The sequence below is a fragment of the Pedobacter sp. A2324 genome, from assembly GCF_059693705.1.
Genome location: NZ_JCASSK010000001.1, coordinates 326,970 through 340,578, shown reverse-complemented (window position 1 = coordinate 340,578; position 13,609 = coordinate 326,970). Strand labels below are relative to the sequence as shown.

Sequence of the window (13,609 nt, the reverse complement as noted above, 5' to 3'; positions counted from 1 at the left end):
CGGGTAAAATTAAATATTTAGTATTAAAGTTGTTTTGTAGGTATTCCCATTGTTGGACACCAGTAACTCATGCTGGTCCGGATAAATCAGATTCAGCCTTTTTTGCAGGTTAACCAAACCTACCCCACTGGAATGATCTTTCTCAGCACGGCTAATTTTATTGCTGACTTCAAAACTTAAGCGCTTATTTACCACCCTTAATTTAATCCGGACAGGATATTTTTCATCGTTGACCACCCCATGTTTAAAAGCATTCTCCACAAAAGGAATCAGCATCAAAGCCGCTACTTTCTGGCCGGTTACACCCATGGTATTAAAATCAACAAAAAAATGAGGCTCAAAACGCATTTTGAACAATTCGATATAGCTTTCCAGATATTCAACTTCTTTATCTAACATTACTTTTCCATCAGGGCTCTCATGTAAAGTATAGCGCATCAGGTCTGATAACCTTAACACTGCATTTGCCAGCTTATCTGAAACCGGAATAGCCAGCGAGTAAACATAATTCAACGTATTATATAAAAAATGTGGGTTAATCTGCGATTTTAAAAACATCAGTTCAGCCTTAACCACTTCATCTTTAAGCTTAAGATTCATCCGCTCTGTTATAAAGCTCATTTGTATCCCATATACTGCAGCGGGAACAACCACGAAAGCAATACTCCAGTAAATATTATCTGATATGTAGGCCCATGCCGTGGTATCGTCGCTATAGTTGTGAATGCCGAACCATTTCAAATACAATACTTCCTCAATCGAATAGCGGATGGCAATGAAGGCGGCCATTGCACATAAAATTCCGGCTATCAGCTGCACAATCTTGTCTCTTTTTAAAAACTTTGGATACACCCATAGGTAACAGATATAAAACTGCACCAGCTGGGTAAAGTTCATGGATATATTGAAGGCGGCCCGGTTAAAGGTAATGCCATTCAGCAGGGCTCCACCATACAGGTAACCTAAAACCAGCAACCAGCAAATAATATGGATCAGAATCGTCTTGATTTTTTTCATGTTCTAAAACTATATAAAGCTTTTGAGCGGATAAATCTTCTTATTCCAAACCTAATAAAAATTATCCCAACACCGGGTTTTGAGGGATAAAACCAAAAAGTATTGAAAATGAGGGTTGGGATAATAATCTCAGGCTTTGGGATTATTTTATTTTCCTGAACAGGCAACGTTTGCACTTTTGAACTGTCAATTAAACACAACCATATGAATATGTTCTCTAAAACACTCAGCACGCTTTTAATTATCTTCACGTATTTTCAGGTAAGCGCACAAACTGTAAAAGTAAGCGGCATCATTACCGATCAAAATAAAAAACCCCTGGATTATGCCTCTGTTTCGCTGATCAGGCTACCCGATTCGGTTTCGATGGGCTTGCAGTCGACCAACAAAAACGGACTTTACGAGTTCAGTACTGTAAAACAAGGAAAATATATAATCAAGGCATTGATGATTGGCTATAAGAAAAACCATTCTGCCCCCTTCGAAATTAATAAAGAGCGTTTCACGGTTCCCACAATTGCTTTGCTGGATCAGTCGACGAACCTGGGAGATGTGAACATTGTTTCCAAAATGCCGGTAATTGACCAGAAGGCCGACCGCACCATTGTTAACGTGGAGCAAATGAATACTGCGGGCGACAATGCATTAGAAGTCATCAGCAGGGCGCCGGGCATTAAGCTTGACAAAGATGAAAACATCATCATGAAAGGAAAAAGCGGTGTGAATGTAATGATTGATGGAAAGTTAAGCTATATGAGCGGAGCAGAACTTACCACATACCTTAAATCGCTTCCCGGATCGGTGCTCAGTAAAATCGAACTGATTTCAAACCCACCGGCATCGTTCGATGCTGCAGGCACCGGTGGTTTCATTAATATTAAGCTTAAAAGAAATAGAATGGAAGGCACCAATGGCAACGCCAATCTTGGTGGTGGCTACGGAAAATATGAAAAAATTTATGGCGGAGTAAATCTGAACCACAACGATGGGAAGCTAAGCAGCTACGTGCGTTTAAATGCAGGACACTATAATTCCTTTAACCGGCTAACTTTGAATCGTACCATCGGTGCAGAAACTTTCAATCAGGTTAATTTCTGGCATCCCATTACCAATAGCTTAAACTATTCGGCCGGGGCAGATTATTTTCTGAATGAACGACATACCATCGGATTGATGTTTAAAGGCTACACCTCACCGGTTAAAACCAACGTTGACAGCAATTCGCCGAACTACGATGCACAAGGCGTTAAACAAGGCGTGGTGAACATGATTAATCCACAGGATAATGGATCAGATAACCACGCCTTAAATTTCAACTATCGCTTTAAGATTGATACCGCGGGCCGGGAACTGGGCTTTGATGCAGATTATGTAAATTATGCCACTGACAGGATTTCTTCCTTCACCAACACTTACCTGGATGGAAACGGAAATTTAACAGGCCCGCCTGTTCAGCTCCGCGACAATGGCATGGGCGAAGTTTACATATATGCACTGAAACTAGACTACACCCACCCTTTCAGCAAAAGCCTGAAACTGGAAGCAGGCCTGAAAAGCAGCTGGGTAAAATCGTTGAGCGATGTACAGTTTGATTCACTTAAAAGTGCAGGATGGATTAACGATCCCCGGAGAACCAATTTATTCAGCTACAACGAGAACATCAATGCAGGTTACGTTTCCCTTAACCAGAGCCTTAAAAACTTTGATTTTAAAATCGGCGCCCGTGTAGAGCAAACCCGCGGAAACGGTTTCTCTTCAGGATCAAATACCAGCATCAGGCGAAATTACTGGAAGCTATTCCCTAATGTATCGGCATTGGTTAAAATCAATAAAGACAATCAGCTTGCCGCATCCTACCGTAAGAGCATCAATCGTCCTTCATACAGCAGTTTAAATCCATTTGCCTTTTACTCCGATCCATATACTGCACTCCAGGGCAATCCCCTTTTACAGCCTTCCTATGCAGATAACTTTGAACTGAATTACAATCTTAAAAATTTCAGGGTATTAACTGTAAGCTACGCTACTGTGAACGGATCACAATCTAATGTGATTTATCAGAACGATGCCACCAAAGAGAGTTTAAGTCGCCCGGAAAACCTGAATAAAGAAACGAGTTTGTATTTTGCTACCGGGAGTCCTTTTGATGTGGTAAAATGGTGGAATAACAATACAGAACTGTCTGCATCGTACAACAAAATTACATCGCCGGTTCAGGGATCAGGCTATAATGTATCTAAATGGAGCTGGGGCGTAAGCAGCGACAATACTTTTACCTTACCAAAAAACTATTCCTTAACGCTATATGGTTATTATGAAGCCCCTTCGGTTTCAGGCTTGTACCGTACTTTAGAAAACTATGCCGTGAGTGTTGGGGCAAAGAAAACCTTCTGGAAAAAGAATGCAACAATTTCAGTGAGGATGAATGATGTGTTTGCTACCGGCAAATTCAGGGCAATCCTGGCTTATAACAACATCAATACCTACTGGCAAAACGAATGGGAAAACCGGAAAATCTCAGTAAACCTGAGCTATAAATTCGGTAATATGAAAATTAAAACTGCCCGCAGCAGGAGAACAGGCACTGGTGAAGAAGAGAACAGGGTTGGAGGATAAGGTAGGTAATCCGGCCCCTGTGGCTAAAGTACCAGCAGCATCCATACGTTACAGGCAAAATGCCCGGAATTGCCTAGTGCGGCAGACAACCTTTTAAACCCTGCTTTCTCATACATGGATATCGCTGTAGTAAGCTCCGGAAAAGATTCAAGGTAAACTTCATCATAGCCAAAGTGCTGGGCAGATTCGATGCTTTTTTGCATCAGGGTTTTGCCCACACCTTTACCCCTCGCCTGTGCGGCGGTATAAAGCTTTACCAGCTCCACACAGCCTTCCGGCAAACCTTCAGTAGGATATATGCCACAACCTCCGATGATCTCTCCGTCTTCTTCGGCGATCCAATACGCAGAAGCACTGGTTTCAAAAACACCTGATAAATGATCGGTCGTTGGATCGGTATAAACTGTTCCAGGCTTATCGATCTTAAATTCCCTGAGAATAGTCCTGATCAGTTCTGCGAGCTTGAAATTATCTTCTTCTTGTATTTCCCGGTAAATGATGGCCATGATTTTATTTTCCTCAAAAATAGAATTATCTTGCAGAGATTTAAACGAAACGATCCAAAAACGTTTGAAAAGAAAAAACGATAAATTGGTTTATTCAATTCAATTGACTTTCACCTTCCATTCGACCACAGTAGGAGGTTCGTAGTACCACGGCAGGTAACTCGCTTGCACTTTCCTTGGACATTCCTTGCACATTCCTTGGGTATTGTTTGGGTAAAAGCAAGGAAAACCCAGCCAAAACCCATTTAAACCCGCTTTTTGGCGCAAAAATCCCCGTAAACCCACCAGGAGGGCGGTTTTCTGATGATTAAATCTGCAGCTTGCAGATATTTTTCCCTCTAATTGTATCTGTTTTCTGCCTTGATAGATGATATTGATACGTATTATTTAGATTTTCTAAATTTTTATTAACTTTACTAAACAATTAATTGGTATGGTCGTTATTAGTTATGGGACGTTAAAGGAGTTTTATACTGCTCATTCTATGGCAAAAGACTCATTAAATAATTGGTATAGATTAGTAAATCAATCTGATTGGTCAGATTTTCATGATATGAAACAGTTTTTTGGTAGCGTAGATGCGATTGGCAATGACAGATTTGTTTTTAATATTAAAGGAAATCACTATAGGCTTATAGCCATGATCTTTTTCGACATCAGGACGGTATACATTCGTTTTGTTGGAACCCATGCTCACTATGATAAGCTAAAAGACTGTTCAGTAATTTAATTGAAAGACTTATTTAATAATTAAAGTTTATGGAAGGCAATAATAAAATAAAGAATAAAACAGATTACGAAGCAGTGATGGCTAAGATTGATGTTTTAATGGCAAAGGGAAGTGATACAGCAACTATGGATGAATTGGCAGAAATCCGTAAACTGGCGCTTTCTGCGCAAGCTTACGAGCAACAAATGTACACCATCGAGCAACCAGACAGCTTATCCGGCATGATTGAGATGCGAATGTTTGAAATGAAAATCAAACAGGCGGATATGGCTAAAAAACTTCATGTGAGTCCTGCTAAACTCTCGCTAATACTTAATGGCAAACAAAGGGTAGACGTAGACTTTTTGAAAGCTGTGCATAAAGAACTTAATATTGATGCTGACTTCCTGTTGTCGCATGTTTAGACTTAATTTCGCGTAAATCTAAATGGTTTAATAGCAAATCGTAATTCTCAACCCATTCCACTAATTTATCCCTCATATACACCACATCATTCAGCTCCACACTAAAATCATCTTCATACCGAAAACCCAGATAGGAACTTTGCAGCAGCGCCAGGTATTGGAGCTCCTTTCTTTCTTTCTCATGAAAAATTTGTCGAACCTCAGGAAAATAAAAACTTACCGTTTTACGCAGGTCCGGCAACTGGTGGCTCCGGATTTCTTTGCCCCAGAATACCAAACCAACTAAGCGGTACAGTTGCTCACAACTTTGATGGAGCATAAAAGCAGCCAGCGTCAGCTTATTGGATTTAATGAGCTCCGTCGCTGTTTCCATGAACTCGTTGATTCTGGCAAAAACCATATTCAGATAGGCCTCGGTATTAAGCATTGCTTCTTCAATCAACTCTTCCGGAGTTTCCGGTAGTTGATGCGCTTCGGCTTTCAGGTAAATGCATTGACTACTGCCGCATTCTCTGGAGTAAAATGCATGTCCCCGGGTTAAATGATCATTGAGCAATCCATAGGTCTGATAAAGGATTTCTACCTCAGGTTGGTCAAGAGTGATAAAAGATAAAATCCGTTTGGTTTCATCTATCACCTGATACTTGAACTTATCCAACACCACAATTAAGCGTATGGTCTGTCCCGCTGGCCTGCATCTGAATATACAGGAAACCGGGATAACCGTAACCAAAAGCTTTACAAACTTTTTAACAGCTGCTTCTTTCTGCCTGGCGGTAAGCGCTTTGGCAGGGACTGCTTTGGTTTTCGAAAGACCCTCTTCAACATCTTTAGTCATTTCCAGCCTCCGTTTCTTTTTTCAAATATTGAATCGCTTGCGGCACGACCAGGATAAAACTAAGTTCAAGTATTTTCTCGAGCTCTTTGAGCAGGGGAAACCCATATTTAGCGTCAATCATGGCCAGATTATCGTCTTTAACCAAGCCAAGATATAGCCATTCCGATAATCCATACCTCAGTTTGGTAATATTCTCAAGGGTAACGATTGGTGTGAGTGCTTTTAATGGATTCTTCATCTCTTTCTTTTTAAGCCTCAGGAGTTGGTATTCTTTATATCCCTTATCTTTTTCCTTAATGGCCCGCGCCCACACCCTCATAATCCAATCACCAAAAGTCGGTTCGCTATCGCTGTAACTCGCTTCGGGAACATAATGGAGCTGCTGCGTAGTGATTAAGTAACAGGCCTGTAGCAACTGACTGAGCTGCTGATGAAAGTAAACCAGCGGGCCTGCCTTTTTGATTTTAAGTCCGTTCGCCATACAGGCATTATGCCACTTACGCAGCTCAGTTCTGTATACATGCAAGCTTGCGCCGTGATAAAATTCCATAATCTGACGGTAGGGATTCATCTCCATATGTGGCTCCAGCAGTAAGGGGCAGGTATCTTCAAACCGGCTTTTACTTTTATTTTCCATTTTCCACCTCCTCTCTCTTCATTCCTTTAGTTTGAAGTACGACGAGCACAAAGCACAACTCAACCAGTTTTTCCAGCTTTTCAAAGAGCGGGAAACCAAAGGTATCATCGGCCAGTGCCAGCGGATCGCCGTCGGTTCCTGCATAATAAAGCCATTCCTTTAATCCATACCGCATCTCCTTTATACTTTCCAAATCTACCAAAGGGGCAAGCGCTTCAAGCGGATGCTGGATTTCCGCGGCAGTGAGTACGGTTAGCTCATATTCCTTAATCCCCGTATAATCTTCTTCCAATTGGCGTTCCCTCACCCCTTGAATCCAGTCGCCAAAAGTAAATTTGTTTGTACAATACTCCTTTTGCTGACGATAGGGAAGCTTATGTTCGACAATCAGATGTGCCGCCTGTATCAAAAGCGTTAGCCGCTCGAAACTATAATTCATGTCACCAGGCTTTAGGTGAACTCCATCCGTCATACAAGCCTTCAGCCATTCACGTAAGTCTCTCCGGGCGCCATGCAGGCTTGCGCCCTCGAAAAATTCAATGACCTGTAAGTATGGATTGTGAAGCATATCATCACTTAGCAGATAGGGGCAGGTATCTTTAAAAGTCAGCCGGTGGGGAGTCTGATAAGCAGTTTCTTTCAAACGTTCTTTCAGTAAAAAAGTAGCCTCAATTAGTTTGCGGATATTGGTGAGTAATGGAAAAAGAAGGTCACTAAGCTCATTACATTCAGTAGCCAGTAAGCTATATTTAAACCAGCGGGCCAGTTTCTCTTTAAGCAGTTTCAATTTCCCTTTGTCTTCAATAAAAGCCAGGCAAAGCGAGGGATTCAGTCTTTCTTTTTCATTGAGGTACCTGGTTCGATATGGGATACAATCATTTTCCAAAAAGAGCTCATATTGGCTTAGGGTTGATAATTTCACCAGATGCTGTCCGCCCTTTGCTACTGCTTTATTAAACCTATAAGCAGAATCAAACAGATCAACAAGGTCATCATAAAATAACATTGTTCTCGATAGTTGCTCCCCTTCAGGCAGATACTCAGGATCGATGAGCATTTGTAACCAATCATCCAGGAAGTCGATTTCGCAGGCTACCCCATCCCAACTGCTGAAGTTTGAAAAAGTCCACAAGAATGGATAATCATCCATTTTGATTTCATCATTGCGTTTCATAATCATTTGTTTATTTCACATTTTAATTATCTTGCGGGATGATAGTTTAAACATACAAAGAATAATTAGATTATCTAATAATAATTAGAAAAAGTTATTAACATACTTATGCTTTCTGAAAATCAGCGTCTTAAAATCCTTATGGATAAGCTCGGCTTTAAAACTCAAAAGGATTTTGCTTCCGGTTTAAATCTGGAACCTGGAACAATCTCTCCCATGATTAGCGGAAAAAGGCCTATTACGAACCCATTTAAAGAACGGCTTGATTTTAAGTTCAATGTGAACATTAACTGGCTCGAAACCGGAGAAGGTGAGCCTTTTCTGAAAAAAGGTCCCGTCGTATCCGAATCCAAAGAAGGCGTGCCTTACTTCAACGTAAGCCTCTCTGATAATGACATTCGCTCTTTTGGTGATGAACAAGCTGAATACTTTGTCAACTATAAACCTTTTAACGATTGTACCTGCTACCTGCCGGTGTATGGCGACAGCATGTATCCCAAATATGCCTCAGGCGAAATTATTGCCGTAAGGGAAATTACCAACTTCGAAATATTACAATGGGGCGAAGCTTATGTCATCATGACTGATGAAAAAGCAAATCACCTGAGGAGCATCAAACTGATACACCAACACAGCGATGAAAATAAGCTGATCCTTCGTTCATCGAACCCTAATTTTAAAGGAGACACTATTATCGCTAAGGAAAGTATCATGGCCTTGTATATTATTAAAGGAAAGATTACGCGCAATTTAATTTAGGCGCTCCGAAATAATTATAGCACCCGACATATATTAGGCCACTGGTTTTTTATCACCTCAGACACCTCAGCACATCCAAGACTAATCTCTAATAGTTAGGAACAGAATCTCAATTTCATCAGCCTGAAAAACAGTATGTTCGTTATTTATAATGCACATTCAGGAAAACGAAATCAAACAAAAACCTAGTTGATCGTATTTATATAGAAAAGTAAATTATGGAAAACGAGGAAAAAAATATCGATCAGAAAGATAATCAGCCAAAACCTACTGACGACGCGCAATTGGAAATAGAGACAGTTGTGCCATCCACACATGAGAAAAAAGTGAGTGAGGCTGCGGATCAGGTGCCGGATAGTTCCGGAACCACTCAAGACCAACCAAAGGAAGCGGAGTCAGCTGAAGAGCAGGAAACACCAGCTGAAGATACAGAACCAGCTGATAGTGCAAAACCGGCTGACAGTGCAGAAGCAACTCCCGATGACCATTCTGATGAGGGAGGAAATGACGATGCTGATGATGAACGGGATCAGATTGAAACCATCACGCCAAGTGCTTAAACCTTAAATTTTGTTAACGCACATTACAGCTGAAATAGTTTTACTAATTTGGCGTTATGATTAACATGAAAAACACATTATTAATTGGCTTTATTGCCCTAACCCTTTGGAGCTGTGGCATCAACAGGCAGGCGCAACAAATCAAAGCGCTCGAAGATTGTAAATACCGCATCACTGGTGTGCAACAGGTTAGTATTGCCGGTACAGATGTAAAAAAACTGCTTAACGAGCAAAGCTTTAATCTGACGAGCCTACCGGGAGTTGCATTGGGTTTATTGAGAAAAGACATTCCGCTGCGTGCAAATCTTAATCTTGAAATATCGAATCCTTCAGGCAACCTGGCAGCTATTAACCAGTTTGAATATAAAATACTTGTGAATAATACCGATCTGGCAGAAGGGATAGTGAACCAGAATGTGAGTATTGCACAAGGACAAACCGTTACCGTTCCGGTTCAGCTGACCAGTAATATTTACGGCTTAGTTTCAAATGGCAATGTGTTTAACGACATCATCAAGGCAGCACAAAAAGGCGCTTCATCTAAAGATGAAAAACTCGGACTGCTAACCATTAAAATTAAACCAACCTTTATGCTGGGCAATACACCAGTGAAGTATCCGGGTTACATCACCATTAATAAAGATATCAGCAGTAAAATATTGTTGTAAAACAAAGAATCCCGCCAGTAGCGGGATTCTTTGTTTTATTTAAAATTTCCTTTCAGGCCTGGCGAGCATTCCTTTAAAACCATTTTGATCCAGGCTTTCTGCTACGGCTTTAATCTCAGCACTTGATAATTGTGCCGGCATGGTGGTGGATGAAACCTTCAAACTTGCTGTTTTCGCTGCAGTGGTGACAAAGCTGCCGCTCTTCGCGTATAGTAAGGCATAATATAGCAGCGTTTCGCTCTCATCACCCCAGGCCTTTGTAAGGTCTTCATAAGCTTCCTTATCTGGCGTAAGTCCCGAATAATACCCACCCGTACCGGCCTGATTTTTTGTTTCAAACTCCGGGATGTACATATCAAAATTCTCAATCCTTACGGGAAAAAAGCCAACAGGTTTGCCATAGGTGGTGGTACCAATAATTTTTACGTCGAGCACCGGACGAAGGTTATTAATAGTAAGCTCACTTGCCGAGGCTGTAGATCCGGTAACCAGAAAGTAGATCCTGCTTAAATCAAGTGATCCCGATTTGGCAAACTTCTCAATGTTATCAGAGGCTGTAGGCAAATAATTAAGATCTGCGTAGGTAGCGTACTTACCGTTTACCCCGGTGGTAAAAGTCTGCAGTTTTCCGGCAGCATCAAGCAGTGGCTGATGTACCAGAATAGACGCCTTCCTGGCGGCCGTAGTAGTTAAACCCTGCAGGTAACTGTTATAATAATAAGTGAACATGGTTGTACCGGTTTTTCCTGCGGGTACAGCAAGGTTAGAGATTTGCGTAGCGGTTGAAACATAACCCCCGCCATTATATCTTAAATCAACCACCAGCTCGGTTACACCCTGACTTGCAAAATCAGAGAAAGTGGTACTCAACGCCGAAGTAACGTTATTGGTAAAACTATTAAATACAATATATCCCACTTTTTTGGTACCTACTGTATAAACATGGGTATATAAAATCGGATTAACGGTATAGTTAGCGCTGGTAACAACAACGCTTTTTGACACTTTGTTTAAATCGGTAAAAGTCAAACTTACACTTGCATTGGTACCAAAAATTGCGCTATTCAGAAACGGAATAAGTGCCGTGTCATAAGTCAGGTCGGTTCTACCGTTGATGCTGGTGATCTGACATCCCCTGGTCAACCCCTGGAGTGCAGCAGGAGAATTCGGATAAACATATTTCACACGCAAATCCGTCTTGGTATTATACATCACTGAAAAACCGTAGTCTGTAGAGGTACCATTTAAATCGGCCTTTAACACTCCGGTGCTTCCTGTGGTAGAGGTGTAATCAAAAAACGAATACTTAGGCTCACTGGAAGTGCTTACATATTCGTAAGGCTTTCCGGTAGTTGGGTCAAGCGAATACTGGGTCAAGGCATATAGCTCAGCATCTTTAGAGGCAAAAGCACGTGGCTTGAACACCTCGTAGGTAGGCAAAGAGCTATTCCAGTAGTAAAGCTCCTTCGCATACAAAAAGATAGAATCTTTTGTCAATTCCGCGCGGGTGCCCGAAACAGCGGTTGTAGTAGTGGTAGTCGTTGTGGTAGTAGCTTCGGGTGTAACTGAAGTTTTCTTGCACGACATTATAAAACCAATTCCGATAGTCGCCAGAATCAGTGTGCTCACTAGTTTATTATTCTTCATGTAGGTGGTGTATTTTTTTAAATACGTATTGATATCGAGTTTGGTTGTTTGCAAAAGTAAAAAACTCAAAACAACAACTCAATATACAAGTATTTATGATATGTAACCACCAATGTATCGGTGAATTAACTAAATCTGCCGATTAAATTGCTTTTGGATGTTGATATGCAATGATTATGAGTAAATAACGAGCGAGATAAAAATAAAAAAGCCTCTCATTTCTGAAAGGCTTTTAATGTGGTGCCACCTGGATTCGAACCAGGGACACAAGGATTTTCAGTCCTTTGCTCTACCGACTGAGCTATGGCACCGTTTGTTAAGGTCTGCAAATCTAAGATTCTTTTCTGCAAATGCAATAACTTTAAAAATTTATCTCTCCAATTCCATTGGAGGGCATTCCAAAAACAAAGCCTAACATTACTGAAAGGCTTTTGGAAGTGGTGCCACCTGGATTCGAACCAGGGACACAAGGATTTTCAGTCCTTTGCTCTACCGACTGAGCTATGGCACCTCCCGTTTGGGATTGCAAATGTAGTGTTCTTTTTCCAAAAGCAAAACTTTTTTTCGAATATTTCATTCATCCATTGATAATCAACAAATTAATTTTTGCCTGCATCATTAAATACTCCTTAGAATGAATACAAACAATAAATTTTCACTATTTTTTTATGCATGCATAGTATTTTATTAGGATTAATATCATAATTTAGCGTTAACAATCTAATTTTGCATGGTGGCTCAGATCCTTTTTCTAGTAATTACACTGGCAGCATCAGTGCTGTTTGCAGTGAATCTGCGTAAAATTATCCGCAACATCCGTTTAGGAAAACCGGCCGACCGTAAGGACCAGCCTCAGAAACGTTTAATGACCATGATTCGTGTGGCTTTTGGTCAGTCGAAAATGGTCGTTCGTCCAATCCCGGCATTTCTTCACTTTTTTGTATACATCGGTTTTGTCATCATCAACATCGAAGTACTGGAAATCATGATCGACGGTATATTTGGTACCCATCGCATTTTCCATGGTTTAGGTGGTTTATATAACTTCCTGATCGGATCTTTTGAAATCCTGGCACTTACCGTTTGGGTATCCTGTGCGATTTTCCTGATCCGCAGGAATGTATTAAAGCTCAAACGGTTCAGGGGAGTAGAGATGACCAGATGGCCGAAGTCTGACGCCAACTACATCCTTTTCACTGAAATCCTTTTGATGAGTGCCTTCTTACTGATGAATGCGGCTGACGCCAAATTACAGGTATTGGGTTCAGGGCATTACGTTGTTGCAGGTAATTTCCCGGTGAGTCAGTACCTGATGAACATGTTGCCTTCAACAGAAAATGCATTAGTGATTATTGAACGAGGTTGCTGGTGGTTTCACATCATTGGCATTCTAGCGTTTTTAAACTATCTCCCCTACTCAAAGCATTTCCATATTCTCTTTGCCTTTCCAAATACCTATTTTTCAAACCTGGAGCCTAAAGGTGGTTTCACCAATATGGAATCGGTAACGAATGAAGTAAAGGCAATGCTCGATCCTTCGTTTGTTCCTGCTGAAACCACTCCTGGTAAGTTCGGGGCTAAAGATGCCACTGACCTTTCCTGGGTAAACCTGATGAATGCCTATACCTGTACGGAATGTGGTCGCTGTACCTCCGTTTGTCCCGCGAACATTACAGGCAAGCTGCTTTCACCACGAAAGATTATGATGGATACCCGTGACAGGATTACCGAGATCGGCAAAAATATTGATAAAAATGGCGCGGAGCATCAGGATGGAAAATCATTGCTTGATGATTATATTACCAGAGAAGAAATATGGGCTTGTACCAGTTGCAATGCCTGCGTAGAAGCCTGCCCGGTAAATATCGACCCATTGCAAATCATTACGGAGTTACGCCGCTTTGCAGTGATGGAAGAATCGCAAGCCCCGTCAAGCATTAATGCGATGATGGGAAACATTGAGAACAATCAGGCACCCTGGAAGTACTCACCTGCCGATCGTTTTAACTGGGCAGAGGAGAAGTAGTCGGGCAATACTTAATACTAGATACTA

At 41.2% G+C, this 13,609-nt stretch carries 13 protein-coding genes and 2 tRNA genes; 7 read left to right on the top strand and 8 right to left on the bottom strand.

All coding sequences use genetic code 11. The features are described 5' to 3' along the window. Positions 1-9: 9 nt before the first annotated feature. Complete coding sequence (locus AC570I_RS01520; RefSeq protein WP_497403786.1) at positions 10-1,017, bottom strand: sensor histidine kinase; 1,008 nt, start codon at positions 1,015-1,017, stop codon at positions 10-12. A 204-nt stretch (positions 1,018-1,221) separates the two neighbouring features. Between AC570I_RS01520 and AC570I_RS01515 the strand changes: the two genes are divergently transcribed. Next, the gene (locus tag AC570I_RS01515; protein ID WP_497403784.1) at positions 1,222-3,633 is read left to right on the top strand and encodes an outer membrane beta-barrel family protein; all 2,412 of its coding nucleotides are present in this window, start codon (positions 1,222-1,224) and stop codon (positions 3,631-3,633) included. 23 nt (positions 3,634-3,656) lie between these two features. Here the strand turns inward: AC570I_RS01515 and AC570I_RS01510 are convergent, their stop codons facing one another. After that, the gene (locus AC570I_RS01510; RefSeq protein ID WP_497403782.1) at positions 3,657-4,139 is read right to left on the bottom strand and encodes a GNAT family N-acetyltransferase; all 483 of its coding nucleotides are present in this window, start codon (positions 4,137-4,139) and stop codon (positions 3,657-3,659) included. Between the two features lie 433 nt (positions 4,140-4,572). On the opposite strand from AC570I_RS01510, the gene AC570I_RS01505 reads away from it, so the two are divergent. Together AC570I_RS01505 and AC570I_RS01500 are read left to right on the top strand one after the other, a co-directional pair. Continuing rightward, the gene (locus AC570I_RS01505) at positions 4,573-4,869 is read left to right on the top strand and encodes a type II toxin-antitoxin system HigB family toxin (protein ID WP_497403780.1); all 297 of its coding nucleotides are present in this window, start codon (positions 4,573-4,575) and stop codon (positions 4,867-4,869) included. Between the two features lie 29 nt (positions 4,870-4,898). Beyond that, entirely contained in the window at positions 4,899-5,273 is a 375-nt protein-coding gene (locus tag AC570I_RS01500) for a helix-turn-helix domain-containing protein (RefSeq protein ID WP_497403778.1), read from the top strand. Here AC570I_RS01500 and AC570I_RS01495 read toward each other — a convergent pair. Genes AC570I_RS01495 through AC570I_RS01485 form a run of 3 tightly spaced genes read right to left on the bottom strand, consistent with a single transcriptional unit; the run spans position 5,236 to position 7,922 of the window. Further along, the gene (locus AC570I_RS01495) at positions 5,236-6,111 is read right to left on the bottom strand and encodes a HEPN domain-containing protein (protein ID WP_497403776.1); all 876 of its coding nucleotides are present in this window, start codon (positions 6,109-6,111) and stop codon (positions 5,236-5,238) included. The genes AC570I_RS01500 and AC570I_RS01495 overlap by 38 nt on opposite strands. Further along, complete coding sequence (locus tag AC570I_RS01490; RefSeq protein WP_497403774.1) at positions 6,104-6,748, bottom strand: hypothetical protein; 645 nt, start codon at positions 6,746-6,748, stop codon at positions 6,104-6,106. The genes AC570I_RS01495 and AC570I_RS01490 overlap by 8 nt, the downstream gene beginning before the upstream one ends. Beyond that, positions 6,738-7,922, bottom strand: a complete 1,185-nt coding sequence (locus AC570I_RS01485; RefSeq protein ID WP_497403771.1) for a hypothetical protein — start codon at positions 7,920-7,922, stop codon at positions 6,738-6,740. The genes AC570I_RS01490 and AC570I_RS01485 overlap by 11 nt, the downstream gene beginning before the upstream one ends. A gap of 141 nt (positions 7,923-8,063) precedes the next feature. Between AC570I_RS01485 and AC570I_RS01480 the strand changes: the two genes are divergently transcribed. The 3 genes from AC570I_RS01480 (at position 8,064) to AC570I_RS01470 (ending at position 9,909) form a co-directional block, all read left to right on the top strand. Next, positions 8,064-8,681: a LexA family transcriptional regulator gene (locus AC570I_RS01480; RefSeq protein WP_497403768.1), complete on the top strand. Its 618-nt coding sequence runs from the start codon at positions 8,064-8,066 to the stop codon at positions 8,679-8,681. Positions 8,682-8,899: 218 nt separating this feature from the next. Continuing rightward, positions 8,900-9,241, top strand: coding sequence for a hypothetical protein (locus AC570I_RS01475; RefSeq protein ID WP_497403766.1), 342 nt, complete (start codon positions 8,900-8,902; stop codon positions 9,239-9,241). 65 nt (positions 9,242-9,306) lie between these two features. Beyond that, positions 9,307-9,909 (top strand): Rossmann-fold NAD(P)-binding domain-containing protein, encoded by a 603-nt coding sequence (locus AC570I_RS01470; protein WP_047798173.1) that lies wholly within the window; start codon positions 9,307-9,309, stop codon positions 9,907-9,909. Positions 9,910-9,948: 39 nt separating this feature from the next. Here the strand turns inward: AC570I_RS01470 and AC570I_RS01465 are convergent, their stop codons facing one another. The 3 genes from AC570I_RS01465 to AC570I_RS01455 all read right to left on the bottom strand — a co-directional run bounded on the left by AC570I_RS01465 (position 9,949) and on the right by AC570I_RS01455 (position 12,067). Beyond that, positions 9,949-11,556 carry a S41 family peptidase gene (locus AC570I_RS01465; RefSeq protein WP_497403764.1) on the bottom strand — a complete coding sequence of 536 codons (1,608 nt, stop codon included), beginning with the start codon at positions 11,554-11,556 and terminating at the stop codon, positions 9,949-9,951. A gap of 238 nt (positions 11,557-11,794) precedes the next feature. Further along, positions 11,795-11,867, bottom strand: a tRNA-Phe gene (locus tag AC570I_RS01460). A gap of 127 nt (positions 11,868-11,994) precedes the next feature. Then, positions 11,995-12,067: transfer RNA gene (locus tag AC570I_RS01455), tRNA-Phe, on the bottom strand. Positions 12,068-12,286: 219 nt separating this feature from the next. Between AC570I_RS01455 and AC570I_RS01450 the strand changes: the two genes are divergently transcribed. After that, the gene (locus tag AC570I_RS01450; protein ID WP_497403762.1) at positions 12,287-13,582 is read left to right on the top strand and encodes a 4Fe-4S dicluster domain-containing protein; all 1,296 of its coding nucleotides are present in this window, start codon (positions 12,287-12,289) and stop codon (positions 13,580-13,582) included. Positions 13,583-13,609 lie beyond the last annotated feature (27 nt).